Here is a 25983-nt window from a genome sequence, read left to right as displayed (position 1 = left end):
CCCGCCCAACTCAGTATTCAAGATGCAGGCGAATTAGTCACAACCTTTTTTTGATGACTCAAAAAATCTTTTAATCGCACTAAATTAATCGTTTGACCTAAATTCAACGGAATCACAGAAATTCCTTCAAGTCGGGACTGAATCCAACCCTCACCCCAATACCATTCGTGAAAACCATCTATTCCCTGACTCAACAGAAAACGAAGACAGTTCGACTCTGCCACATCCACATAATGCTGAATGGTAACAGGCCCGATAGAACTGGTAAACCTCATCCCCGTTTGAAACTGTTCCGGAAGTCCGGGTGAAAACTGTTGAGGCCATAACCATTTTTGAAGCTGACTTGGACGCAATAAACTCTCGCGAATCGCCACTTCTGACGCTTCGACTTCAATACGAAGATTGCTTTGTTGAAAAGTACCCAGCATAGTCTTTTAAAGTTGTTAGTCAGAAGTTCAGGAGTGTAGTCACAGATTACTCCGCCCTTCGGGTTCACCAGTTGCTCCACGCAGGCGTAACCGCGCTTACCGCACTGGTTCACCGTAAAACGACGGAGACGGCACGGACCGTTGGTCAGGATAATTGAGGAATTACCCGTACAGGAGTTCAAATGGGATTGATAGCTTTTTACTGAAAACACTAAATCACTGCCTTATATGTTGACTTCTCCCCTTGCTAAAGCAACGCTTCGCTAGGGGATTCTAATAAGGTTGTTTCAGGACTGGCTGAAGCCGAGTCCTTCCACGTTTTTATCTTATTAGCTGACCACAGTTTTATCCTGTGGGGACGAGTCAAAACGCCCCTAGACAGTCGGCTAAGGTCAAGCCCTAGCATTCTGCTTACTTTTCTGAGTATATTTGCAGCACCATTGCAGTCTGCGTTGATATACCACCACTTGCTACATACTCGGTACAAGCCACGCTTCGTTCTTTTTCCTGACGGTTTCCAATCTTCGGGTTTCTCACCGTATTTAGGCAGATAGTCGCCATCTAAAAACGAAGCTTTGCTAGTATAACTTTCTTCAGTTTCAATAAACTGAATTCCGCACTCTAAACAAAGTTGTTCGATTCTGTCTTTTAATCTCGCTGTAGGTATCGGAACAAATTCAGAGTTATTTTTCTGGCCGATTTCTATCTCTTTTTTGTGACCTTTGTTCCAGCCAAAAACTATTGTACCGATTTGATTTTTCAGGCAGTAATTAATAACAAGACGAGCAGCTTTATTAATTCCGTCTCTTACTTGTCTGTTGCGTTTTTCGGTGATAAATGCTAGTTTATTATTCCAAAAACCTGGCGACTTTCCTTCTTTAATTGTCGAAACTTGCTTGTTATACCAGCGATTCATTGACTTAATATGTTTGCCGTCGATGATGAAACTAATCCCAACATTAGAAACGCAAGTTAGCCAATTATTTAATCCGGGGTCGATACCTAGTACATTTTGTTTGTCTACTTCTGAAGCCTGTATTTCTTTTTTGTAGACAAATTCCGCATAAAAACATTTATTTCTTGGCAATATTCTAAGTTCTTTAACATTAGCTAAATTCATGTTGCTTGGCATAGGTAGATAGAAACTATCTAGTCCAAACCAACACTTAACTTGCTTGCCTAACGGTATTCGGATCTGCCCATCTCTTAATTTTAAAGCTTGACCAGGATATGATACTAACGCCAGACCTCCAAACTTGCGGTATTTAGGGAGTCTCGGCTTATTTTCTAACCCACCTTCTCGATAGGCTTTGACTAACTTCTTGTAGGAAACAAAAGACTCATATACAGATCGTAGTATTTGTTGTGCTGCTTGGGAATGGAAAACTTTGTAGTGGAGATTATTCTTGTACAGCTTTTCTAAGTCGTATTTTCCAACGTAGCGTTTAGCTTTAAGGTAGAGTTGACGTGCATAGTAGATGCCCATGTTGGTCAAACTATGTGCTTGTCGGCAAAGAAACTCTAAAATAGCGGATAGTTCTTTATCTGGTTTGAGAAGCACTTGCTGGCATCCGTACATTCGGCTCACCTCCTTGTTGGGTGCATTATACTATGGACTGGCTACTTAAAAGTAGCCGACTCGCACTCTCGCTTGCTCGGTTTCATCCCCTGCGTGAACGACAGGGGCTTTCATCATCGCTGTTCGGTAAGCGATTGACGCGCGCTGCGTCACAGGCGGAGCCAATCGCACTCGACCTCAGCCAAGACCTCAGAAAAAACTACAATAGTGAAGAATAGGCAGTGTAAAGAAATGTAAGCATGGCTGATCAACTGATTCGCGCTACGGCGGCGTCCGATGGAATTCGTGCGGTGGGAGTCATTACTACCCGCTTAACCGAAGAGGCCAGACAACGCCACCAACTTTCCCCTGTTGCGACAGCCGCGCTAGGTCGCACAATGGCAGCAGGATTATTATTCGCTTCGAGTATGAAGCAACCGGAATCGAGAGTCAACATTCAAATCAAAGGAGACGGCCCCCTCGGTCGAATCTTCGTTGATGCCGGGTTAGATGGTACTGTCCGAGGGTATGTCGAAAATCCTGATGTCGAACCTCGATTCAAGGCAAAAGGAAAACTTGATGTTGGGGACGCTGTTGGTCACAATGGGTTTGTTCATGTGGTGCGCGATGAAGGCTATGGCTACCCTTATTCGAGTACCGTGGAATTAATTTCCGGTGAAATCGGCGACGATTTAACTTACTATATTCTCAACTCCGATCAAACCCCTTCTGCTTTAGTCTTGGGGGTGTTTGTCGATAGTGATGGCGTCCAAGCCGCAGGAGGAATATTACTACAAGTCCTGCCCAAAGCCGCAACCGATGAAGAATTAGTAAAGACCCTAGAATCTCGTGTAGAAAAATTATCAGGGTTTACTCCCTTACTACGTCAGCGTCATACTCTACCCGACATTTTCCAACATTTGTTAGGAGACATGGGCTTAAAGATTCTACCGACCGCGCAAATTGTCCGTTTTGATTGTAGCTGTTCCTTTGAACGGCTCTTGGGGGCTTTAAAAATCTTTGGAGAGGCGGAACTGCAAGACATGATCGAAAAAGACAACGGCGCCAAGGCTACGTGTGAATTTTGCGGGGAAGTCTATCAAGCCAATTGTGATCATCTCTCTCAATTGATTGAGGAGTTGCGATCGCGAACCGATTCACCTAAGATTCGGAAAAGATCGATCCTATTTTGATGGCAGCTTGATAAAGTTGCATATTGTGATCGGATCGAGATTAAACTTAAAACCCTGGTCATGCCAAACCAGGATGGGGGAGTCAGAGAGCATCGGAATTATCGAGTTAGAGCGGTTGTCTACCAATGGCCGCTATACTCTGAGCTTGAACCTCTCTCCCCCTTCATCTTACGGTAGATGATCGCCCCGACTTCTACTGTTGGGTCGGGAGTCAGGCGTGTGTGTGGTGAGAGCTGTTTTGGGTTAGCGTACCTATGAGTGAAAAGCACAACAAACAAAGCCGTTGGATAGAACGATTATCCGCGCAACCAGAAAAAGATCCTCAATTATCCGCACAACACTCGTCGCTGCGGAAAAGTCGCGCTGAACGACTTAAGGAGTTGCGGGCGTTGTTGGAGTCGGGGGTTGAGGAAAAATCAACTCAAACGCCAAAACCAGACCCCGAACCAGACCCCGAACCGCAAAAAGTGATTCCGCAAAAAGTGATTCCGCCAACTTTGACGATTCCTCCGGCTGAACCCATTCCGACACCGCCACCCCCGACACCCAAACCGTCTAAGGGAAAGTTGTTACTCAAGCTAACGCCTTTGTGGTTGGTGTTGATGATTGTCACGCCAGGAGGAGTCGGATATTTTGCCAGTTCAATGCTATTGCGATCGCCGTCGTTACCCAATTGTCCGAAAATCTTCTGGCCAATTGCTTCGGCTTCCTTGCGTCTTTACTGTGCAGAAACCGCCGCCAAAAAAGAAACGGTGGCGGATTTGTTGGTAGCGATTGAATTGATCGATAGTTTGTCGAAAACTCACCCCTTGCGTCCAGAAATTAACCGTCGGATTGAACAATGGTCGATGGATATTTTAGACGTGAGTGAAAACTTGTATCAAGCAGGTGAACTCAAAAAAGCGATCAACAGCGCTCGCCAAGTTCCTAAAGATACTCCCGCATTAGCGAAAGTAGAAGAACGGATTAAAGAATGGAATTTGACCTGGAAAGACGCTGAAGAAATTTATCGCAAAGCTGAAGATCATTTGCGCCAAGAACAGACGAATTTAGCTTTTCGGGAAGCCAGTCGTTTACTGAATATCGGAAATCAATATTGGGAAACGACAAAATATCAAGAACTCACCGATTTTGTGCAAATTGTTCGAGAAGAAAGCAAAAAATTGGCAGCCGCCCGTCGAACGGCAGAAGAAGGAGGGTTTGATAATATCCTGACAGCGATCAAAGAAGTGGAAGTCATTGGCTCAGAAAGCTATCTGTATGATCGCGCCACCAAAGATATTACAGAATACAGCAAAATCGCTCTGAAACTCGCAGAAGATAATTTAAAATCAGGAGATTGGCAACGTTCGATTAGTATGGCGCAGCAAATCCCTAAACGAGCAAAATTGGATCGAGAGATCGAAGATTTTATCGTCTTGTCTCGCGCTCATATTCCCGCGTCTTTGGATACGGCTGAAGGCTTGAAAGATGCGATCGCTCAAGCTCGACAAATCAGCCGAGGTCGTCCTTTTCATAATAAAGCTCAACAATATATTCGCAACTGGCAACAAGCAATTATTGATGTTGCGACTTTAGAAAAAGCTCGGAAATTAGCCCGTTCAGGCGCCGTCAAAGACTTAAAAGCTGCGGTTGCTGAACTCAGAAGTATTCCGACCTCTAATCCTCGGGGCGAAGATGCACAGGTTCAGATGGTTCGGTGGACTCAGAAAATTGAAGAAATTGAAGATCGTCCTTTATTAGAAAATGCTGATCAACTCGCCAGTTTTGGAGATGTAAAATCTCTCAAAGAAGCCATATCTCAAGCCAAACAAATTGGCCAAGGACGGGCGCTTTATGATGAAGCTCAAGATCGGATTTCTGAGTGGACAGAACGAAGCCAACGTTTAGAATATCAACCTATTTTAGATCGAGCCGTTCAAATTGCTTCCGATGGAGATTTAGCCCGAGCGATTTCTGTTGCTGAACAAATTAAACCCGGAATTGTGCTTTATCCTGAAGCCAAAATGAAGGTTGATGAATGGAAAGCTGAACTTCAAGATACTAAAAATGTTCAAAATGCAGAAAATATCGCCGCCAGTGGTACTGTCGAAAGCTATGTAAAAGCAATTCAATTAGCCTCTCAAGTGTCTCCTTCGAGTTCTTGGCGAGGACGGGCGGATAATTTAATTGGTCAATGGAGTCAGGAAATATTAGAAATTGGTTTGGATGAGTCGGTTTATGATTTACCTGCGGCGATCGCCACGTTGAAGAAAATTCCTTACGGTACCAATGCCTACAATGCTGCTCAACCTCAAATTCAAACTTGGGAAGAATGGCTAAACCCACCTCCAAGCGAACCTGAACCTCCTCGTTCTAGTGGTTACAACGACTATGGGAATTATAATGATGGGTACGATAATTATGATAGTGATCAAGATTACAATAGCCAACCCTATCAACCCGAACCCCAACCTCCAGTCCTTCAACCTCAAACCCCTTCTCAACCCTATAATGATTCTGTAGAGTTGAATAAACCGATTACCGTTAACAAAGTCTCAGATATTCGATAAACTCAGAATGAGAGTATTTTGTTAACAGATATCCTATGAATCTCCGTAGCCTTCGTCAATTTCATCGCCAACTCGCACCGATTATTATTCTGCCGTTTTTGATTACTGCAACGACAGGTGTAGCTTATCGTTTAGGAAAAAGTTGGTTCGGTTTGTCGAGAGATCAAGTTCACTTTTTAATGGTGATTCACGAGGGAGAATATCTCGGAAAGCAACTCGAACCGATTTATGTTCTTTTAAATGGGTTGGGGTTGCTATTTATGTTGATTACAGGAATTGTGATTTGGGGAAATAGTCTCAGTAAAGCGAGTTGGTTTCGAGCATTATTTTCCCGTCCTCAAAAAGAAACCAGTGAATAAAAAGTTACTGATGTTCTTCCAAGAGAATGTCTTGATCTTTCGGTTCACTAAACCAGCTAATCAGCATTCCAGCGATGGGAATTGAGAGAAATATTCCTAAAATACCTGCAATTTTTTCGCCGACAAATAAAGCAAAAAAAAGAAACACTGGGTTAATATTTAAGTTGTCTTTCATCAATTTAGGAGAGATCAGGTTATCTTGAATTTGCTGTACAATTGTTGCGGCAATTAATACTTTAATCGCCATCCAAACTCCTTCAGAGAGAAAGACTAATAAACTCACAATAATGACACATAATGTTCCACCAACGCCTGGAATCACATCAATTAAGCCTAAAATAATACTGAGAAATAAAGCATATTGAACTCCGAGAATTTTAAAAGCAATAAACCCAGAAGTTGATAAAAATAGCACTAATAAAAACTGAGCGCGAAAAAAACCAATAAAACTTTTTTGAACCGTTAAAGAAAAGCGATATCGAATTTGAATTGGTACTATTTTTAAGCAAGCTGACCAAATCTTAATCCCATCAATCAGCATATAAACACAAATTACAATAATAAAAATTAAACTCAAAAAGTTAGAAAAAGCACCTTGAACAAAACCCAAACCCGTTAAAAGTCCGGCTTGTAAGGCTTGAATCATCTTTTCAATATTAATAGAATCTAAAAAATTTTCGACTGGATTAACATCAGAATCTTGAACAAAATCAAGTAAACTGGTCACAAATCCTTGTCCTTGATTAATAACCTCTATTCCTAAAACGGCAATTAAACCTATTAATAATCCAAAAGCTGTTGTACAGACAATTGCGATTGCAAAACCTCGGTGAATATAACGAGAAACCTTTTGAACTGGATAATTGAGTAAAGCTGCCAACGTCCCCGAAATTGTAAAAATTACAATCACAGAATAAAAGTAATTAATCAACTGAATGATTGCCCAACCGCAAATAAATAGTAATAAAAAACGCAGAAGCGTTGATGTATTAAGCTGTCGCCACATTGACTGAGGATGTTTAGACATTAATCTAACAAAATTAACTAAAAATTGCTCTAGTTTATTTAAGCATAAATTTATAGCTATGGCACTTTGACTGAATCTGAAAATAGTAGTCTTTCCTCTGGCTGGTTAGGTTATTTTCTCAGATTAATAATTTTTCCCAACTCATTTAATAAAACGATACCCGTCCTAAATATTGAATCAATCCTCCCAAAAACAAATCAAAATCATCTCCCCCTCTATTCCCCTCCTATAACTCTATGTTATGGGTTTCAGGAACCGGAGAAGAAAGAACTAACTCTCGATCCATATTCATATTTATATCAGTTATATAAAAAGTTTGTAAAATCCCAGACTGATTCTACCCAATCAAAATAATCAATGTTATACCTGAAATTGTAGAACAGTTTTTTTTGATAGAAGAAGTATCCATTCTTCCTGATGTGCCAGGCTTGTCAGTGGAACCTGATACCCAAACGTTCTACAAGCTTCAAAAACCAGGATGCACTATTTCATTAAAAAACTTGTTATGAAAATCGAATGTCCAATCATTTTCCCCTAGTTTCCGTTGTTATCCCGTCCTACAACGCGCAAGCGTTTATTAGTCGAACTCTAGAGTCCGTCCTCTGTCAAACCTACACAAATCTCGAAGTCATCGTCGTTGATGATGGTTCCCAAGACCAAACGGCAGAAATTGTACAAAGATTTGCTCAACAAGACAAACGAGTTACGCTACTTCAACAGCTCAATTTAGGCGTTGCAGCCGCTCGAAATTTAGGAATTGAACAATCAAAGGGAGAATTTATTGCGCCCATTGATGCAGATGATATTTGGTATCCTCAAAATATTGAAAAGCAAGTCCAGTGTTTTCTTACGTCTAAACCCTCTGTAGGATTAGTTTATTCCTGGACAGTTGATATTGATGAAAACGATGTATTAACAGGCGGATTTCGAGCAGCAAGAATTGAGGAAGATGTCTATGTTACCTTACTGTGTCACGATTTTGTTGCGAATGCAAGTTGTGTTCTTATCCGTCGTTCTTGCTTAGAGAAAACGGGAAGCTACAATACTAAACTCCGAGAACAAAATGGTCAAGGGGGAGAAGATTGGGATCTTTACTTGCGGATGGCTGAACACTATCAATTTAGAGTTGTTCCTGAATTTCTAGTCGCCTATCGTAAACATTCTCATAGTATGTCTTGCGATTGCGTTTCTATGGCAAAATCTCGGGAATTAATTTGGGAATCTATCAGCCAAAAATATCCCCAGATGCCTGCTATTATTCAGCAGTTATCAAATAGTAGTTTTTATATGTATCTCGCCAGTGCTAGCAGTCGTACTGGTCAACATCAGAGTACGCTATTTTGGGTGTACAAAGCCTTAAAAACCGATTGCATTACACCTTTTTTGCGGTTAGGTTTGTATATTCTTCCCCTGAAAAGTATTTTGATGATACTGACTCAGCCTATCCTCTCTAAAATCGCGAACAAAAATCAATTTTTAATCAAACTAAAACCTAGTTATCCTAAGTCCAATCGTCCTGTCAAAACAATTGAAGAGATGACTCAGCAACAAGTCAATACTAATATCAAAGTAATTGCTGAGAAAATTTTACATCACATTCTTCCTCTCTTATTAGGAACCCCTCAAACCTGGCAAACTCTAAATTTTAACAGACATGAACAGATCTCAAATATCTCCTAACCAACCTCTCGTATCAGTGATTATTCCGGCTTATAATGCAGAGCCTTTTATCGCTAAAACTTTAACCTCTGTTCTTGCTCAAACCTACAAAAATATTGAAGTTTTAGTTGTTGATGACGGTTCCCAAGATCAAACCGCTAAAATTGTCCAATTATTTGCAGAAAAAGACAAACGAGTGACACTCTTTCAACAACCTAATTCTGGGGTAGCCGCAGCGCGAAACTTAGCAATTGAAAAGTCTAAAGGTGAATTTATTGCCCCCCTTGATGCAGATGATATTTGGTCTGCTCAGAATATCGAAAAGCAACTACAATGTATTCAGATAGAGGCTTCAATTGGTTTAGTTTATGCGTGGTCAGTCGAAATTGATGAAAATGACACTTTCATCGGTGGATTTCATGGATTTGAATATGAAGGAGATATATATAAAGAACTCCTTTATCGCAACTTTATTGGGAATGCAAGTGCAGTTTTAATCCGTCGTAGCTGTTTAGAAAAAGTAGGAACTTATGATCCTCAACTCAGAGTTCAAAACGCACAAGGTTGTGAAGATTGGGATCTTTATTTGCGGATAGCAGAATGTTATCAGGTACGAGTCGTTAAAGATTTTTTAATTGGCTATCGTCAAGTCACGAACAGTATGTCTAGAAATTACAACGCTATGGCCAAATCTCATCAATTGGTTTTAGAAACGATTCAAAGAAAATATCCAGAAATTCCGGATACTATGTATCAGTGGTCTCAGGGTAATTTTTATGTTTATTTAGCGCATCAAAGTAGCCGAAACCAGAATCCTAAAGGTGCTTTTTTCTGGCTTTATCAGTCTTTAAACTTTGATTCAAAGATGATTCTACTACGCTATGACCTCTATACACTGACTTTGAAAAATTTTGTAAAAATCATTATTTATCAAATTCTAGGCTTGAATCATACGCGATTTGATGATGATCATAAAAAATCAAACACAACCCAAAAATTAAAATTTAAACACATTACGAAAGATTCTCTGAATTATCGGATGAAAATTCGTCAGTTGCTTCCTTCAAATATCTATGAGAGAATACGATTTAAGGGATTAACATTTAACCTTAATAGTACAAGATTTATCTAAATAGGAATACAGAGAAAGCAGGGAAAGCAATATAACAAGTATATAAGTGTCTATTCCCTGTTTCATCAGGCGTAATCTGTAGCCTTATTATTTTGGTTTTATACGACTCTAATTCATTCAGACTAATTTAAAAAAGTGTTCAAAAAAATAGCCAAACTAATAAAGTTTTATCCTTGGGCAATTCCCATTATTATAACTTTAGGAATTCTATCTTCCCTGTTAGAAGGATTTGGGATTAGCCTATTTATTCCCTTTTTACAAAGTTTATCCCCATCTTCTGAACAGGCAATCAGTGGAAATCATTTAATTGATTTTTTGAATCAACTTTTAACTTCTTTTCACTCCAGCCAACGCATTACGATTATTCCTGTTATTATCTTTATTAGTATTCTTTTTAAAAATGCTCTTGCCTATGCTAATTCTGCTTTTCTAGCTTGGCTGAACTCTCGTTTAAATCATCGATTACGATCTCAAATTTATAGTCAACTACTTCGTCTGAGTTATAGCTACTTAGAGACTCAAGATTCCGGTAAACTCCTGAATACATTAGCCAAAGAAACTTGGCAAACAATTGAAGCATTAGGAGTATTTGTTAACCTAATTGTTAGTAGCTGTACCACATTTGTTTATGTGACTTTATTGCTATTATTGTCCTGGCAATTAACATTATTAGTAGGTGTCATTGTTATCTTAATTTCCCTGATCATCCAGTTTGTCACTCGCAAAGCCAAAGCACTCGGACAACAAGCGGTACAAGTCAATGGAAATTTGGGATCGCGGATGTATGAAGGGTTAGCTGGAATGAGGACAATTAGGGCGTTTGGGCGAGAACTCTACGAACAACAACAATTTGATCACGCTTCTCAGCAAGTCCGTGATATTTTTATGAGACTTGATCTAATTTCCTGGTCTGTTGGCCCTCTCTATGAAGTGCTGTCGGCTTTACTCGTCTTGAGTATTATGGTCGTTGCATTGTTGCGAGATCAGACGACTTTACCTGCTTTGTTAACCTTTCTCTTAATCCTCTACCGACTCCAACCTCAAGTTCAAATCTTACAGGGGAGTCGCGTCAAATTGCTAATGTTAAGTAGTTCCGTTGATGATGTGATGTACTTTTTAGATCCTTCTGACAAACCCTACATTCACTCCGGTTCTGTTTCCTTTCCTGGTTTACAGCAAGCTATTTCTTTAGACTCTGTGAGTTTTCACTACAATTGTCAAGATAAAGCGGCTTTAAACAATATTTCTCTTTCGATTCCTAGTGGAAAAACAACTGCATTTGTAGGGCCTTCTGGGGCTGGAAAATCGACTTTAATTAACCTAATTTGTCGTTTTTATGATGTCACAGAAGGAGAAATTTTCATTGATCATCTCCCCTTACGAGAATTAGATTTAGTCTCCTGGCGTAGTCGGATGGCAATTGTTAGTCAAGATGTTTATATTTTTAGTAATACCGTTAGAGACAATATCGCTTATGGTCGGTTAGATGCTACTGAAGACGAAATTATTGCAGCCGCCATACAGGCAAATGCCCATGAGTTCATCCTAGAACTGCCTGAGTGTTATGATACCAAACTTGGCGATCGCGGTGTTCGACTCTCTGGCGGTCAGCGACAACGAATTGCCTTAGCCCGTGCTATTATTCGCAACCCAGAAATTCTGATTCTTGATGAAGCCACCAACGCCCTCGACACGATTTCCGAACATCTCATCCAAGAAGCATTGGAGACTTTCAGTCATAACCGCACTGTGATTGTGATTGCTCATCGTTTGTCTACGATTGAAAAAGCAGACCAAATCATTGTACTCGATCAAGGGCAAGTTGTTGAACAAGGCAATCTCCAGCATCTTTTACAGCTTAACGGACTTTTTGCCAAACTTCATCGACTGCAATATCATCATTCCCCCAGCTAAAAACTTACCCCCAATTATCCCGATCAATGATTCAACCAAAACCCCATTTTTTCGATCAAACTAAAGCCAAGAATAGAAGTTTTTTCCTTGATACCTAACTTCACCATTAACTTTAAATTGAGTTCAAGGACTTATGAACGAGTTTGACTCTCTTGGAGTTGTTGCTGCATTTCCTCAAAAGTTAGAGCGGGTTTTTTACATTTTAACCCTTGACAAACTAACCCAGTAAACCCTTCTGGAAGATTAGAATCCACTCTGAAAATCGTCACCGGGTAGTGTTGAGAACTCAAGGTTTTAATCTGTTCTGAACTGCTACGAACTAGAGTATTATTCCGATACCAATCTAACGCCACAAACAAACTCGGACAAGCTTGGGGAGACTTTTCCATAATACTACTAAAGGCTTGAATTCCTTGTTCAGCTTTGTCGAGATAGTCTAACTGTTCAGTCAGTAAAAATAACCGCACTAAATTCGCCATCGCCACTCCATTCGCCGCCGGGGTAGCATTGTCAGTATAACTCCGTTCTCGCATTAATAATTCCTGACCTGTATCCGTTCCAATATTGTAATACCCGCCTAACTCAACACTCCAGAGAAACTGATCAAATTCCTGTTGAACTTCAACTGCTTTTTCAAACCAATATTCAGACGGTTTAAAACGAACTTCGATTAAACTGGCTTGATGCAAATCAATTAACGCTTTAATCAACAACGCATAGTCTTCAGACTGGGCTAAAACATCAGGATTTCCATCATAATTCACCCGATGTAGTCGTCCATCCACCCATTGATTCTCTAAAATAAATTGTGCGGCTGTTGTAGCAATTTTTAGATATTCAGGCTGTTTGAAAACCGTTGCAGCCCGTGCTAAACCAGATATCATCAAACTATTCCACGCCACAATCATTTTCGTATCAGTGACCGGAGGAATCCGACCTGACCAATTTTTCGACTTTGCTTCTTGATTATTAGTAGCAGGAGGAAACGTTTCTAAATCTTGAGGTTTGGAACCATAACGAACAGCAAATAATTTGGCGAGTGCTGATTCAATTTGTTCACTCAGTTGATCACAATTCCAGCGTTGTAAAACATTTTTGCCTTCAAAATTTCCTGACTTTGTCATGCTAAACTGGGCTTGAAGTTCCCCGAATTCTTCCGGTGAAACAATCTCCTCTAACTCTTGCCAACTCCACACATAAAACGCCCCTTCTTCCGGTTCAACCTCGTCAGGAGTCGTAAAATTATCGGCATCTTGAGACGCATAAAAATATCCCGTTGGTGCCGTCATTTCTCGTTTTAACCAACTCACTGTTCCTGAAATTGACCGTTCAAAAGCAGGTTGTGTGACTCCAGCACTCCATAAATTGGCTAAATATTCGACGATTTGCCCATTATCATAGAGCATTTTTTCAAAGTGCGGTACTGTCCAAGTGGGGTCAACCGTATATCGATGAAAACCTCCGGCTACATGGTCATAAATTCCCCCAGAAGCCAGGTCTGTTCCCCGTTGAGTACAGGCTTGTTGACTATCGTAAGGTGATTCCAAATCAAAGCGAATATCATGTAAAGCCGTATCCGCATAAGGAATCATCGGAAAACGCGGCCCACCGAAATCATTACGAGTAATAACTGCTGTATTTGTGGTTAAACCTTGTTGTAATAAACCTTGACTGAGTTGAGATGCAGGTAATATTGTAGACTGAACTAAAGCATTTCTAACTTCTTGTTTAAGATTTTGCAATCGAGTTTTTTCGGTATTATAAAATCCGCGAACTCGTCGTAAAACTTCTAAAAATCCCGGTTGTCCGTAGCGAGGTTGAACCGGAAAATAAGTACCACCGACAAAAGGAACCAAGTCATCAGGGGAGAGGAAAATATTCAGCGGCCAACCCCCTTGACCTGTCATCATTTGCAGCGCTTGCATATAGATACTATCAATTTCGGGTCGTTCTTCACGATCAACTTTGATAGAAATAAAATGCTCATTCATGTATTGAGCAACTGCCTCATCCGAAAACGCTTCACCCTCCATCACTGTACACCAGTGACAACTCGAATAGCCAATAGAGAGGAAAATGGGTTTATCCTGACTCTTGGCTTGTTCCAGGGCTTCATCACACCAGGGCCACCAGTCGATGGGATTTTCCGCGTGTTTGCGAAGATAGAGACTTTTGGACTGGGCAAGACGGTTAGTCATAAAAACACCTACTCATATTGAGTCCGCTTATTAGTCTTCTAGTTTACCGTAAACCTCCCCAAAACTCTAGGAAACTGATATTTTCAGGACTTACGCATCAACCCGCTTTCTCAATTAAGAACTTTCAGATTTATGTCGTTGCACACCCATGATAAACTTAGTTTCTCAGCACATAAGTCCCTCAATCGTTATTTTTTACCCCTTAGAACAATTTATGGTTTAATGAGGATTGCTTTTAAAATTGACCGATTGACTGTATGAACCTATCGAGACGACAGTTCCATAAATATTCTACTCAGTTTTTAATGAGTGCCTTGTTCCCTGCGGCTTTTTTTAACCTTTTTAACCGTAAGTTAACCGAACAAGAAGTTAGCGATCATTTCAATAAAGTTATTAGTTATTTGACATCAGGAACAGACTTGTTAGTTCCCACTTTTTTAGGAAATAGTCAGAGGCGGTTTTATGGTCGGGGTATTCCTGAAGGTTTAAATATTATTCATCAGTTTCCATTAGGAACAGGAGTCACTTATGTGGGTAGTACCCGGAAAGTTTGGAGTGGGGCAGGTTGGACAGGACAACCCACGATTACACGGGATCAAGGTAAAATATATTTGGTCATTGGAAGTTATGATCATTATCTCAGGAAAATTGATTTTGAAACCAATGAAGAAGTTTGGCGATATAAATTTGATGATGTTATTAAAGGTTCTTCAAGTATTTATCTTGATGAAACGGCAACAGAATAAAATCAAATTGTAATTTTACAAGGCAGTCGTACAGGTAGACCAAAAAACGGAATTGCACCCAGTTTTCGAGCGATTTCTTTTAGAACAGGTCAAGAACTCTGGAAATTGGATATTCGGAAAACTGCTTCTTATAGCCGAGATAATGATAGTTCTGCTTTAGATTTAGGCAATGGCATTATTTTTAATGCGGGAGAAAATGGAATCGGTTATTTTCTAGATGCCAGCACTAAAAATTATCAGAAAAAATCGGGTTTTTTGCAACCTAAAATTTTCTCAGAAGTTCAACTATACACTTCCTCTGATTCTAAACGACAAGGCGGAAATTTGGTTAGTGAAGCCTCTCCTTCTCGACTCAATCAGAATATTTTCTTGGCTTCAGGATCTGGACATATTTATGGAATTAGTATCGACGAACGTAAAATAAACTGGGATTTTTATACAGGTTCAGATTTAGATGGAACGGTGGTGATTTCTAAAGAGAATAAACTCTTTTGTGCTATTGAAAAACAATATATTCCGGGTAAAGGGGGCGTGATTAAACTTAATCCTGAAAAATCTCCTCAAGACAGCGTGGAATGGTTTTTACCGACAGGAAACACAAATCTCAAAAGTTGGAAAGGTGGAATTATTGGTTCAGTGGCTTTGAATGATGAATACAACCCCGATAATTTTCCGGCGATATTTGCCACAAATACCTTAGATGGTTATCTTTATATTGGTTCTCAGGATAAGGTTACAACTCAAAAAGTAAAAGGCTCGTTACTGAAACGAACTTATGATACACCGATTATTGTCTTTAAACAAAGAATTGGGGCTTCAATTTCTACACCTATTTTTACCGATGGTTATAAATTAGTAACGGCTGGATATAGTGGCGTTTATCTGTTTAATTTATATTGGGAAGAAGCCAAACCCGATGACTCCAACGCCCTCGAAAATACGAGAGGAGAATATTATCGCCTGAAAGTCGAACAAGCGGGGCGGTTTAAACCCGGAATTTCCTTTGAGTCTACGCCTGTTGTCTGGGATAATAAAATTATCATCTGTGGGCGAGATGGTTGGTTGTACACTCTGGGAAGTTAAACCTCTGTTAACCCAGATGAGATGAATAATATCCGCCCTTGACAGTCTAGAAATCCTCACTCTATCTATCCCACAGTTCTCAAAAGGATTTGGTAGGATTAAAATGAGGAGAAGTAAGCCTATGGAAAACTCACTATGGAAACATCCGAAAATTCGATTACCCAAACTTATATTCAACAAGACGCCCAGGAAATTCTCAAGATTGCTTTTGCTAAAAAAGATGAAAACGGAGAACTGACTCGCCCTCAATTGATGGAAATTGCAATAGAGTTGGGTATTTCTCCGAGTGAATTAGAATTAGCTGAACAAGAATGGTGTCTTCTCAAGCAAGACTCTCAGGAAAAACTGGTTTTTAACGTTCAGCGTCGCCAGAAGTTGAGACAGGATTTGATGAAGTTTGGAATTGTCGGTTCATTCTTGATTTTACTCAATTTGGTTACAACACATGGAATTAGTTTTGCGTTATCAATTCTATTGGTTTGGGGTGTATTCCTGGCGTTAAGTGCTTGGAGAACTTATCAAACTGAAGGGGAAGAATACGAGAAAGCCTTTAGTCGATGGAAATTGAAAAAGCAACTGGGACAATCATTTAGTACCATTGCTGAGAAAGTTTTGAAAGGATGGCAATCATAACAGTGAACAGTTATCAGTTATCAGTTATCAGCTTTTTTCCCGGTCTCTAGTCATCTCTTTACTGTTAACGGGTAGGGGTAATTTATGAATTGCCTCTACACTGGTCACTGTTCAGTCTCTCCTAAACTCCTATTTATAATACACAGTTTTGTCAACCCATATTTTCAAGTATTTTTTTTATTTCATCTTGATTAATCGGGTTTATTTCAATCACAACATCCAGTTGATACTCTTGTAAAAACTCTGAAAATACAATTTTTTTCCGGTGTATAAAACATATATTTCTTGTTGACGAGGATTAATATCAACAATATATTCAATAAGATTTTGCATTTTTAGGAAGTTTAAAAATGTTACTTTTTTTTCAAGGTTTCCAGTTGATTTTTCCAAAAGTCTATGAGACTCAGCATAGCGTTCGCAATAATAGTCCTGAATAAATTTAACTTTATCTTGAGTGTGTTGATGTTCAGCGAACAGAATATAACTGAGATCAAAACCAATTCCGTGATTGTTTCCGAGTTCAGAGAGTAAGATTAAAAACTTTCCTTTTCCACTCCCGATTTCTAGAATAGTTTTGTGTTGGAGATGATGTTATTCAATTAAACGCATTGCCAAAGACTTTGCATCGTCTTGAAAACGAGGTGAAAAATCTAAAGCATTTTCATAAGATTGGGTATACTCTAAACGGTCTGGAACAAAAGCAACATAATTAATCAAACCGCAGTGAGAACAAAATGCTAAATCTAGATTTCCCCGATTACAATTTTGCGCCTCTTGCTAATTATTCCACACAAGATTACAACAAATAAGAACATCCTTGATCTCGAACAAGACCTTCCATTGCGAAGAACCACACACAGAACAGCTAGATTGAGATATAGTATTCATAAGCTAGGCTCCTCTAGGATCAATCAATATTGCCAAATAGATTGGATAGGAAATCTGCTGATCCGAATTCATCTCTCAACATTCACCAATAAGCTTTAATTGAAGAATAAGACGATCAGTGATCCTACTGATCTAGCCTAAAGTTGTCAGAGATTCGGTAAAATTATATTCGTATCTAGCATAACAACACCTGAGTATAAATAATGGTAGAGCCATAGAGGGGTAGTATGTGGTGTAAAAAATTTAACCCTAAGTCTGTCTGTATTCAAAACGGGATAGACTAACACTGGAATCACTCGATTAAGCAACAATCACGAACGGACAAACTGTGACTCAAACCTTAACTCAATCACTTTCAAGCCAGAACATCCATCGTATCGTTCTAGACAATGGTATTGTAGTATTGGTCAAAGAAAATCCAACCGCAGACATTGTATCAACTCGGCTCTTTTTGCGAACGGGAAGTTGCTGGGAAGCTCGCTCTCAAGCTGGATTGTCTCATCTATTAGCCGCAACGCTAACCAAAGGAACCGAAAATCTCTCCTCTTTAGAAATTGCTGAAAAAGTCGAATCAGTCGGCGCCCGCTTAAGCGCTGATACCTCAACAGACTATTTTTTGATGAGTCTAAAGACAGTTTCGGCTGACTTTGAGGAGATTTTAACATTAGCCAGTCAACTCTTGCGAAGTCCTTCTTTTCCCTTAGAAGAAGTTGAGTTAGAACGAAAAATTACCATTCAAGGCATTCGATCTCAGCAAGAACAACCGTTTTCTGTGGCGTTTGATCAACTCCGTCAGATCATGTATCCGGATCATCCCTATGCTTTTTCCACCTTGGGTACTGAAGAAACCATTTCTCAAGTGAGTCGTGCTGATCTTGAAGCCTTTCATCACACCTATTTTCGCCCGGATCGTTTGATTATTTCTATCGTCGGTCATATTACCATTGAACAAGCCACAACATTAGTCAATCAGGTGTTTGGAAATTGGCAAGTTGACCAAACTTCAGCACCTCCATTGGTATTACCGACTATCACCTCAACCCCTAAAACGTCAGTCATTTCTCAAGAAACTCAACAGTCTGTGATCATGTTAGGTTATCTGACTTGTGCTGTTCATCATCAAGATTATGCGATTTTAAAACTGATCAATACCTATTTGGGAAATGGTTTATCGAGTCGTCTATTTGTGGAATTACGGGAAAAACGGGGTTTAGCCTACGATGTTTCTGCTTTTTATCCGACTCGTTTGGATCGTTCCCAGTTTGTCGCTTACATGGGAACAGCGCCGGAAAATACAGCGATCGCCGTAGAGGGTTTACGTTCAGAAGTCGAACGCTTGGCAAAAGTTCCTCTCACTGAAGCCGAGTTACAAGTTTCCAAAAATAAACTTTTGGGTCAATATGCTCTCGGGAAACAAACCAATGCTCAACTGGCTCAAATTTATGGCTGGTATGAAACACTGGGGTTAGGGATTGAATTTGATACCCAGTTTCAAGCAGATATTACCCAGGTGACAGCAGACGATATTTATACCGTTGCCAACCGCTATTTTAGTGAACCCTATTTGTCTCTCGTTGGGCCAGAAGCCTCTGTACAAGCCTTTAACTGACGTCCTGAACTTGAAATTTTCGCTTAAGGCTTCTTGAGATCGAGTATTATCTGTTTTGGTGTAGAGAAACAGGGCTATGAAGTTAGCGCAAAGATCGATTTGGGTTGTCTTGAGTAGTCTGTTAACCGTTGGCACATTGGGGGGAGTCATCACAACTGTTTTTCCGGTGATGGCTCAAACCAACCTGACTCGACCCACTCTCCAAACCGGGAGCCAAGGTACAGAAGTGTTTGAGTTACAAGCTGCTCTGAAATTACTCGGTTACTACACTGGAGAGGTTGATGGGGTTTATGCCGAAAGTACCGCCGAAGCAGTCTCTCAATTTCAGGAGGCGGCAAATTTGCCCGTTACAGGCGTGACCAACCCTGCCACTTGGGATCGATTATTTCCGCCGTCGGAGACTTCCTCAACGTCAACCTCGACGGCTAACACCTGTGTTTGTACTTCTCCCACTGCGAGTACATCGGAGAATTCTTCACCTGTAAAAGCGAGTTTTCCGGTGTTGCGGTTGGGAATGCGGGGAGAAGCGGTTGTCGGACTACAAGAACGTCTGCGAGCGAAGGGATTTCTCAGAGGTCAAGCCGATGGCGTTTTTGGATCACAAACCCAGGCAGCCGTCAAAGCCGCTCAAGAACAGTATCAACTGAAACCCGATGGTGTTGTTGGTTCTCAAACTTGGATGTTGATCTTGCGTTGAATCGTCTTAATGTCTCAAGATGTTAAGCAATATCAACTTTCTTAGAGAAGGGGTTATGCTCTCGAAAAAGCTATGCTAACTTATTAAATTAATAGGACACATTGAAAGCGGCGCAGCTATTCAAAACCCTCAGATTAAAGTTGTGTCCCTCTGCTTTAATCAACTGCTGTACAATCTTTTAGATTGACATTATTAGCCTTAATCTTGTTAACACTGTAGAGGGTAAATTCCCCCCCTGAAATATCTCTAAGCTAAATCGGTTCTGAGTGGAGTTTGGGGTCAGTGTTATAATCAAGGTCTGTATCGACTTAAAATAAGGCCAGTTAGCTGAGATGATTGTCAGTTGTGTACACCCTAGTTGTTTTTCAACTAATTTACCTCGATTAAACTTCCTGAAAATCTGCTTGAGTCAACTTAGTACAATTGGATTTAGGGTCTAGTAGCCTTCTACTAGACCTTAAATTTTGGCTAAAATCAAAATCAACTAAAAGACTCAATAGGTATGATAGAAAAGCAAAGCAACTATTTAACTTGAGGGTTTTATCATGGCACAAGGTTCTTTTGCAACCATGCAAGCCGAGCCAACCGCGACACAGCTTACCTTTTATTATGAAAATGGTCAAGCCGAAACATTGAGCGTTCCAATCATGGCAAATGAGTTGGGACCTATATTACAAAAAATGTTAAACCAGCCTTGGTTAACCTTTAACCTCCCTGAACAAACGGTGATGATTTCTACTCAGAAAGTGATTAAAGTTGAAATTAAGCCAGCACTGACTCAACTGCAAGGAGAAGGCATTTTTTCTAATACTCAGCGCGTCACAGCCCTTCAACGCGGCGCTGCGGGTCGTTTAGGAATTTAATTCGGAAATAGACAGCCTGGGAGATGCTTCCAAATCCTGCGGACTCCAGGCTCAGAACACTAAAATCAATATTTTAAATGCGTCACCATTGAGAACGGGTTTATTGATTGATAGAAGGGGCTTGACAGCCGATCACAATCTCTTGAGTTCGGGGATAACGACGCAACAACTGCAAAAATAACTGTTGGTCAAAACGACGGGGATCAGACCTTTCTCCCGAACGATCTACTGCTTGATGAGTTGTAATTCGATCTTCGGGTACACCAGTTTGAGCCACTAACCAAGCCAAAGATTGATACTGCGCTGTTGTATAACCACTGTGAGATGCGCCGTTACGCAAACCGTCGGGGGGCGTTTCTAAAGAAACATGATAAGCAAAATTATTCACTGAAGGGGGAAACTTGGCATCGGTTTGTACCGCTTCTCCCTGAAACACAGAATTTCCAGCCCCGTATGCTCTCAAGTCAGGAGGAACAATATAAACAACGTCGCCATTAAGGGTAATTAAAGTATGATAGCTCGCTTGATCATCTTCGTCTGTATGATAGGTTTGAAAAAAGTTAATCGTACTTTGAGCCGTTGCCGCCGTTTCATGCAATACGACAATCGGAGTATTGGTAACAGGCCTGCCATTGAAATCATAGAGATATCGTTGTCCGTAGTTGGTTCGGTTGGCAATCGCTTGATATTCTCGGGGCGCACCGACAGAACTTGGTTGAGCATAATTGCCTGTCGCGGCTGAATTTTGCCAGTTTACCGGACGTCGAAACCGATACAAAGCAGCCGGAACTTCTACAACTGGGCCTAATTCGGGATTCCCGGTGCGTCCAGCCTGGGGCCGAATTCCGCAGGTTTGCAGTAAACCAATATTTTGATTGGCGATTTCAATAGAAGGACGATCAAATTCTTGGGCAATCACCCGATGAGTTTGAGTGACTGCAATTGTCACCAGTAGAGTGACCAAACCCAAAAATAAAAAAATAATCGGCGTTCGTTGGAGTTTCATAGAGAGTCAGAGCAGCTATCGGTTGAATTTTCTTCAAAATCAGTCTAGCCCAAACTCTATTGGTTGTTAACGGTTTTAGGGGTGAAGAATTGCTGAGACTCTTTTTAGATTAAGGTCACTCTAGCGTTGTGTTTCCCCAAAACGAAAATTTCCCCCGAATGGGAGAATATTTATCGGCTATGGGTTGGTAGTTTAAATCGCTAAAATATCTTGATGTGCTTTTTTCCCTTTAGAGAAACGCAAAGACGGTAAAAACAACGAGAAAGAAAGCTAATATTCCGCCTTTTGCACCATCCTCTTCTTTATAGTCTTCATCTATAGATTGAGAAAAATCTCGTTCAAAATCACAGTTTACACATTGATATAAGTCACTTTGACGCTGAATCTGGGTATGTTTACTGCATTTAGGACATTCCATCGGTTCACTGAGCATGGTTTTCCTCCCTGGTGTGACAATCAACCCTTTCTGGGGGTTCATTGATACATACATCTCGGTTTTTGTTACTTATGCAGTTGCAGACCGTGATCTGAGTTTGGTTATTTTCAACATTTATACAGAATTGTTTAATGTTCTGAAGGCCAATGGTTTGAATTTGTTTTTGATTACACCAGACCTAAAATTTACCTTGTCGGAAATTAAGATAGGTGCTAACGTGTATGCGTGTGGCCCTATGCACTGCCAAATCACTGACCGTAAGCCCAAGACAGAACGATTAATTGTTTTTAGTTCTGTTAGCCTGATTCATCTATTCATCTCGCTTAATGAGGGGTGATGATCAGACAACGGTTTAGTCCCTGATCAGTTTTTCTGTCTCTTAGAAGTGAGTCAATGGAACGATCAGGACAAGGCAGATAGCCAAACGTGTAACTTCAAGGAAAAAACAATGCTCAAATCACTTCTGTTGAGAAGCCTAGCTGGATCTTTTGTTCTTTTGGCAATTGGTAGTTTTCCGGCTTACAGCCAAACTATATCTTCTATTTCTCCGTCTTTTTTAGCACAAGCGGCTTCTTCATCGGCAGTTACTCCAGAAGAACTGCAAAAATTTGCAGAAGCATTTAAGGAGTTTCGTGTCATTGAGATGGACGCGGAACAAAAAATGGCTCAGGCGGTTCAAGCAGAAGGGTTGACTCCGGAAAGATTTGTGGAAATTGGCCAAAGCCAACAGGGTGAAGCACCAGCCTCTGCTGCTCAAGTTTCCGCAGAAGAACAGCAGAAGTTTGATAAAGCACTGGTGAAAGTTAGAGAAATTTTACAAAATACTGAAGACCGAAAATATCAGGCGGTACAGAGTCAAGGACTAGAAATCGAAAGATTTAAAGAAATTATCGCCGCAGTTCAAGAAAATCCCCAATTAAAACAACAAGTTCAGCAAATGCTGCAAAATTAATCATCAAGTGAAAAGTCTAAAAAGTGAATCTAGATTTTTGATCGGATTTAACTTAATTTCATTCGACAAATCAATGCAAATTCTCACCAAGAAAAGTAGGGAGTGATAAAGCTTTCTGCTTTTTTTATGGAATTTTTAAAACTTTAATTGATGGTACATCCGTAGATGAAATGTTAGCAATTTTAATGGGTTTGAATCCGGCTAATTTAATGGCTAATGATCCCTTGACCGCCAAGTTATAGGATGTTAAAAGCTCGGTTTCTCAGAGAAAGCAGGTTTTTTGGTGCTATTATTTATTAAATAGTGGAGTCGCTAGATTTTCAAAGCTTTCTATATTTTGCAATATATGGGGAGGAACTGAGGGAAAAAAGCGATTGCGTCCTTGTTGTTTGGCTCGATATAATGCCACGTCTGCAATACTAATTAGATCTTCGGGTGTATATTTAGTATCGGGGATTAAACTCGCTACTCCTAAACTTAAAGTTACATATTGACTGACTTGAGATTGGGCATGAGGAATCCCCAGTTGATGAATTTTTGCTTGAATGTCTTGGGCAAAATTAATCGCATCCCGAAAGCTGGTATTGGGTAAAATAATTACAAATTCTTCTCCTCCATAACGGGCAATTAAATCGGTTGGACGTTGAATCGCAAGTTTCATAGCCCGAGTCACTTTAATTAAACAATCATCTCCGACTGGATGTCCATAATGATCGTTATACCGTTTAAAATAATCCACATCACACAAAATTAATGATAAAGGTTGTTTTTCTCGCGTGAGTCGTTTCCATTCTTGTTCTAAATAATGTTTAAAATAACGACGGTTGGCGACTTGAGTGAGACTATCTAAAGTTGCTAAACGTTCTAACTTGAGGTTGGCATTTTTTAGGGCTTCTTCCATTTTTTTGCGTTCGGTAATATCTCTGCCTTCGGGAATTAATAATATTATTTCTCCCTGACTATTGCGAATTGGACGAATTGAAAAATCAATCGTTGCAATTGTATCTTTTCCTAAAACATCGACTTCATAGCGAATAAATTCTCCTTTTGCGGCTTTAGCAATGGCTTCTTGGAGTTGCTGTTGGGTTTGAGGCGAAATCGTCCACCAATGGGCTTCCCAGAAGGGTTTGTTTAAAATATCCTCAAGTTTTATATCTGCAAAATTTAGGGCGGTTTGATTGGCTTCGAGTAAAGTTCCGTCCGGTTTCATTAACCCAATAAACTGAAACACTTGATTAAAAATTGCTCGAAATTTTTCTTCACTTTGACACAGGGCTTCTGTACGTTCAGCGACTTTGGCTTCTAAAATTCGATTATAATCTGCTAAAATTTGTTCAGCTTGTTGACGTTCGGTAATATCAAAAGAAACGCCAATCATTCCCATAAGGTTTCCTTGCTCGTCATAAAAAGCATTGCCTAAAGCTTCAAAAACTCTACCGTTAATATCAACTTGAACGTGATAAGAAATACCTGTAGTTAAAGTGTGGTGGATTCCTATAATGATATTGGGGAAGTCCGCATAAATTTCATAAGCTGATTTTCCGACAACATCCCCAGCTTGTAAACCTAACCCTTCTAAACCTTTTCCTTCTGATAGGGTAAAAATACCCTGATTATCCGTCGCCCACAAAATTACCGGAACATTATTAACCACCATTCGCAGGTAAGCTTCTCGTTCTTTTAAGGCTTCTTCTGCTTTTTTGCGGCTGCTAATATCGATAATAAATCCATCCCAAATCACATCTCCATTGGGTTGTTTTTCAGGGATAGAAAAGCCTTCCATCCACCGAATTTCACCGTTGGGTTTCATAATCCGATATTGCTCAGACCAAGGTTGTAGGGTTTGGCCGGAAACTACAGCAGAAAATTTAATTTTATCTGTTTCTTCTGGTAAAACAATATTCCATGAATTGGCAGAGTCTTCGATGATTCTTTCCGCATCAATTCCGTATATTTCTTTAATCCGAGGACTCACATAGGTAAATTCGTCTTTGCCATCTGGATGCAAAACATACCGATAAATTACACCCGGAATATTTTCGGCTAATCGTCTATATTTGGATTCACTTTGTTGTAACGCTAGTTCAATTTGTTTGCTTGCTGTAATGTCTGTTATCGTTCCTACATAACCCACTACATTACGATTAATATCCGTTTCGGCGACGGCTTGTCCGTACACCCAAATAATACTACCATCGGGACGCAAAAAACGATATTCACAGTTAAAAGGAACACCGTTTAATGCGAAAGCATACCACTTTTTTTGCACGTCCTCAACGTCATCTGGATGTAGAGTTTTTGTCCATCCTTCGCCCATTGATTCCTCTTGAGATAAGCCGATCATCTCAAAACTGATATCATTACCGTATAAACATTTACCTTGAGTATCTGTTCTAAAAATTCCGACTGGGGCGGCTTTTGCTAAGGTTGCAAACCGATGTTGACTCTCCCAAAGAGCATTTTCGGCTTTCAAACGTTCGGCTTCTATACGTTTGTGTTCGCTAATATCTTCAAAGGTAGCAACTACATAAATCACTTTTCCTTGTTCGTCTAAAATAGGCGTTGCTTCTACTTCTAGGGAAATAATTTTTGTTTTAGTCCGAATTTCTAAATCTTCTACTTTAACGTTTTTACCCTTTAATGCTTGTACGATGGGTAATTCTTGATAAGGATAGCGTTCCTCCGTTCCTAAGCGATAAATAGGGTAAGTTTTTAAGAGTTCCTGTAGAGATAATTTTGTGTTCGCTTCCTGTTCAACTAATGCTCGTCCTTTTCGGTTAAGATAAGTGAGACCACTTTCTCGATAAATCACTGCTACCCCAATGGGTAATATCTCTAGAATTTGACTCAGTTGTTCTTCACTAAGAGCAATCGCTGGATTAATATTTTTCATTTTTTCTATATTAGATTAGCTGTTCTAATATTGGCTTTTAACAAGTCCGGTTATTTTATATTTTAAGCTCAAAAATTGTAACCTATCCCAAAAAGTTATATTCTTTTACTCAACCTAAACTTTTCAATCTGTTGCTCTACTTGGCATCGCCTTTAAT

Annotated in this window: 21 protein-coding genes; 13 read left to right on the top strand and 8 right to left on the bottom strand. The window is 40.0% G+C overall.

Annotated features, from left to right (window positions below):
- Nucleotides 1–17 precede the first annotated feature (17 nt).
- Nucleotides 18–428 (bottom strand): hypothetical protein, encoded by a 411-nt coding sequence (locus M595_RS00155; protein WP_023063973.1) that lies wholly within the window; start codon nt 426–428, stop codon nt 18–20.
- Nucleotides 429–675: 247 nt separating this feature from the next.
- Nucleotides 676–2007 (bottom strand): RNA-guided endonuclease InsQ/TnpB family protein, encoded by a 1332-nt coding sequence (locus M595_RS00150; RefSeq protein ID WP_023063885.1) that lies wholly within the window; start codon nt 2005–2007, stop codon nt 676–678.
- 239 nt (nt 2008–2246) lie between these two features.
- On the opposite strand from M595_RS00150, the gene hslO reads away from it, so the two are divergent.
- The 3 genes from hslO to M595_RS00135 all read left to right on the top strand — a co-directional run bounded on the left by hslO (nt 2247) and on the right by M595_RS00135 (nt 6090).
- Entirely contained in the window at nt 2247–3179 is a 933-nt protein-coding gene (hslO, locus tag M595_RS00145) for an Hsp33 family molecular chaperone HslO (RefSeq protein ID WP_023064041.1), read from the top strand.
- A 254-nt stretch (nt 3180–3433) separates the two neighbouring features.
- Nucleotides 3434–5731, top strand: coding sequence for a hypothetical protein (locus M595_RS00140; RefSeq protein ID WP_023063974.1), 2298 nt, complete (start codon nt 3434–3436; stop codon nt 5729–5731).
- Between the two features lie 35 nt (nt 5732–5766).
- Complete coding sequence (locus tag M595_RS00135) at nt 5767–6090, top strand: hypothetical protein (RefSeq protein ID WP_023063983.1); 324 nt, start codon at nt 5767–5769, stop codon at nt 6088–6090.
- Between the two features lie 4 nt (nt 6091–6094).
- Here M595_RS00135 and M595_RS00130 read toward each other — a convergent pair whose 3' ends face one another.
- Nucleotides 6095–7117, bottom strand: a complete 1023-nt coding sequence (locus tag M595_RS00130; RefSeq protein WP_023063966.1) for an AI-2E family transporter — start codon at nt 7115–7117, stop codon at nt 6095–6097.
- A gap of 516 nt (nt 7118–7633) precedes the next feature.
- On the opposite strand from M595_RS00130, the gene M595_RS00125 reads away from it, so the two are divergent.
- From M595_RS00125 to M595_RS00115, 3 genes are all read left to right on the top strand, one after another.
- The gene (locus M595_RS00125; protein WP_023064021.1) at nt 7634–8797 is read left to right on the top strand and encodes a glycosyltransferase family 2 protein; all 1164 of its coding nucleotides are present in this window, start codon (nt 7634–7636) and stop codon (nt 8795–8797) included.
- Complete coding sequence (locus M595_RS00120; RefSeq protein WP_040483351.1) at nt 8772–9908, top strand: glycosyltransferase family 2 protein; 1137 nt, start codon at nt 8772–8774, stop codon at nt 9906–9908. The genes M595_RS00125 and M595_RS00120 overlap by 26 nt, the downstream gene beginning before the upstream one ends.
- Before the next feature lie 135 nt (nt 9909–10043).
- A complete protein-coding gene (locus M595_RS00115; protein WP_023063890.1) occupies nt 10044–11822 on the top strand; it encodes an ABC transporter ATP-binding protein in 1779 nt (592 codons plus the stop codon).
- A 131-nt stretch (nt 11823–11953) separates the two neighbouring features.
- Here the strand turns inward: M595_RS00115 and M595_RS00110 are convergent, their stop codons facing one another.
- Nucleotides 11954–14020, bottom strand: a complete 2067-nt coding sequence (locus tag M595_RS00110) for a thioredoxin domain-containing protein (RefSeq protein ID WP_023063972.1) — start codon at nt 14018–14020, stop codon at nt 11954–11956.
- A gap of 305 nt (nt 14021–14325) precedes the next feature.
- Here M595_RS00110 and M595_RS32005 point away from each other — a divergent pair, with 305 nt between their 5' ends.
- The 3 genes from M595_RS32005 to M595_RS00100 all read left to right on the top strand — a co-directional run bounded on the left by M595_RS32005 (nt 14326) and on the right by M595_RS00100 (nt 16482).
- On the top strand, nt 14326–14766 hold the full coding sequence (locus tag M595_RS32005; RefSeq protein ID WP_023063992.1) for a PQQ-binding-like beta-propeller repeat protein: 441 nt from the start codon (nt 14326–14328) through the stop codon (nt 14764–14766).
- A gap of 105 nt (nt 14767–14871) precedes the next feature.
- Nucleotides 14872–15849 carry a hypothetical protein gene (locus M595_RS32000; RefSeq protein WP_023064065.1) on the top strand — a complete coding sequence of 326 codons (978 nt, stop codon included), beginning with the start codon at nt 14872–14874 and terminating at the stop codon, nt 15847–15849.
- A 135-nt stretch (nt 15850–15984) separates the two neighbouring features.
- Entirely contained in the window at nt 15985–16482 is a 498-nt protein-coding gene (locus M595_RS00100; RefSeq protein WP_023063849.1) for a 2TM domain-containing protein, read from the top strand.
- Between the two features lie 591 nt (nt 16483–17073).
- Here the strand turns inward: M595_RS00100 and M595_RS32620 are convergent.
- A complete protein-coding gene (locus M595_RS32620) occupies nt 17074–17199 on the bottom strand; it encodes a hypothetical protein (protein WP_023063979.1) in 126 nt (41 codons plus the stop codon).
- 499 nt (nt 17200–17698) lie between these two features.
- Here M595_RS32620 and M595_RS00095 point away from each other — a divergent pair, with 499 nt between their 5' ends.
- The 3 genes from M595_RS00095 to M595_RS00085 all read left to right on the top strand — a co-directional run bounded on the left by M595_RS00095 (nt 17699) and on the right by M595_RS00085 (nt 20539).
- A complete protein-coding gene (locus M595_RS00095) occupies nt 17699–18979 on the top strand; it encodes a M16 family metallopeptidase (RefSeq protein WP_040483350.1) in 1281 nt (426 codons plus the stop codon).
- 76 nt (nt 18980–19055) lie between these two features.
- A complete protein-coding gene (locus M595_RS00090) occupies nt 19056–19676 on the top strand; it encodes a peptidoglycan-binding domain-containing protein (RefSeq protein WP_023063949.1) in 621 nt (206 codons plus the stop codon).
- A 545-nt stretch (nt 19677–20221) separates the two neighbouring features.
- Nucleotides 20222–20539, top strand: coding sequence for a hypothetical protein (locus M595_RS00085; RefSeq protein ID WP_023063871.1), 318 nt, complete (start codon nt 20222–20224; stop codon nt 20537–20539).
- Between the two features lie 100 nt (nt 20540–20639).
- On the opposite strand, the gene M595_RS00080 is transcribed toward M595_RS00085, so the two are convergent.
- Nucleotides 20640–21545, bottom strand: coding sequence for a peptidoglycan recognition protein family protein (locus tag M595_RS00080; protein ID WP_023063915.1), 906 nt, complete (start codon nt 21543–21545; stop codon nt 20640–20642).
- 229 nt (nt 21546–21774) lie between these two features.
- Entirely contained in the window at nt 21775–21978 is a 204-nt protein-coding gene (locus M595_RS00075; protein WP_023063945.1) for a hypothetical protein, read from the bottom strand.
- 451 nt (nt 21979–22429) lie between these two features.
- Between M595_RS00075 and M595_RS00065 the strand changes: the two genes are divergently transcribed.
- Entirely contained in the window at nt 22430–22933 is a 504-nt protein-coding gene (locus M595_RS00065; protein ID WP_023063985.1) for a DUF4168 domain-containing protein, read from the top strand.
- Between the two features lie 289 nt (nt 22934–23222).
- On the opposite strand, the gene M595_RS00060 is transcribed toward M595_RS00065, so the two are convergent.
- Nucleotides 23223–25826, bottom strand: a complete 2604-nt coding sequence (locus tag M595_RS00060; protein WP_023063893.1) for a GGDEF domain-containing protein — start codon at nt 25824–25826, stop codon at nt 23223–23225.
- Nucleotides 25827–25983 lie beyond the last annotated feature (157 nt).

The sequence above is a fragment of the Lyngbya aestuarii BL J genome (assembly GCF_000478195.2).
GTDB lineage: Bacteria > Cyanobacteriota > Cyanobacteriia > Cyanobacteriales > Microcoleaceae > Capilliphycus > Capilliphycus aestuarii.
This window is presented reverse-complemented; position numbering and strand designations above follow the sequence as displayed.

What these genes read in the sequence shown, in the direction of transcription:
- M595_RS00155 (WP_023063973.1), bottom strand. Translation starts at nt 428, where the DNA reads ATGCTGGGTACTTTTCAACAAAGCAATCTTCGTATTGAAGTCGAAGCG.
- M595_RS00150 (WP_023063885.1), bottom strand. Translation starts at nt 2,007, where the DNA reads ATGTACGGATGCCAGCAAGTGCTTCTCAAACCAGATAAAGAACTATCC.
- hslO (WP_023064041.1), top strand. Translation starts at nt 2,247, where the DNA reads ATGGCTGATCAACTGATTCGCGCTACGGCGGCGTCCGATGGAATTCGT.
- M595_RS00140 (WP_023063974.1), top strand. Translation starts at nt 3,434, where the DNA reads ATGAGTGAAAAGCACAACAAACAAAGCCGTTGGATAGAACGATTATCC.
- M595_RS00135 (WP_023063983.1), top strand. Translation starts at nt 5,767, where the DNA reads ATGAATCTCCGTAGCCTTCGTCAATTTCATCGCCAACTCGCACCGATT.
- M595_RS00130 (WP_023063966.1), bottom strand. Translation starts at nt 7,117, where the DNA reads ATGTCTAAACATCCTCAGTCAATGTGGCGACAGCTTAATACATCAACG.
- M595_RS00125 (WP_023064021.1), top strand. Translation starts at nt 7,634, where the DNA reads ATGTCCAATCATTTTCCCCTAGTTTCCGTTGTTATCCCGTCCTACAAC.
- M595_RS00120 (WP_040483351.1), top strand. Translation starts at nt 8,772, where the DNA reads ATGAACAGATCTCAAATATCTCCTAACCAACCTCTCGTATCAGTGATT.
- M595_RS00110 (WP_023063972.1), bottom strand. Translation starts at nt 14,020, where the DNA reads ATGACTAACCGTCTTGCCCAGTCCAAAAGTCTCTATCTTCGCAAACAC.
- M595_RS32005 (WP_023063992.1), top strand. Translation starts at nt 14,326, where the DNA reads ATGAGTGCCTTGTTCCCTGCGGCTTTTTTTAACCTTTTTAACCGTAAG.
- M595_RS00100 (WP_023063849.1), top strand. Translation starts at nt 15,985, where the DNA reads ATGGAAACATCCGAAAATTCGATTACCCAAACTTATATTCAACAAGAC.
- M595_RS00090 (WP_023063949.1), top strand. Translation starts at nt 19,056, where the DNA reads ATGAAGTTAGCGCAAAGATCGATTTGGGTTGTCTTGAGTAGTCTGTTA.
- M595_RS00085 (WP_023063871.1), top strand. Translation starts at nt 20,222, where the DNA reads ATGGCACAAGGTTCTTTTGCAACCATGCAAGCCGAGCCAACCGCGACA.
- M595_RS00080 (WP_023063915.1), bottom strand. Translation starts at nt 21,545, where the DNA reads ATGAAACTCCAACGAACGCCGATTATTTTTTTATTTTTGGGTTTGGTC.
- M595_RS00075 (WP_023063945.1), bottom strand. Translation starts at nt 21,978, where the DNA reads ATGCTCAGTGAACCGATGGAATGTCCTAAATGCAGTAAACATACCCAG.
- M595_RS00065 (WP_023063985.1), top strand. Translation starts at nt 22,430, where the DNA reads ATGCTCAAATCACTTCTGTTGAGAAGCCTAGCTGGATCTTTTGTTCTT.
- M595_RS00060 (WP_023063893.1), bottom strand. Translation starts at nt 25,826, where the DNA reads ATGAAAAATATTAATCCAGCGATTGCTCTTAGTGAAGAACAACTGAGT.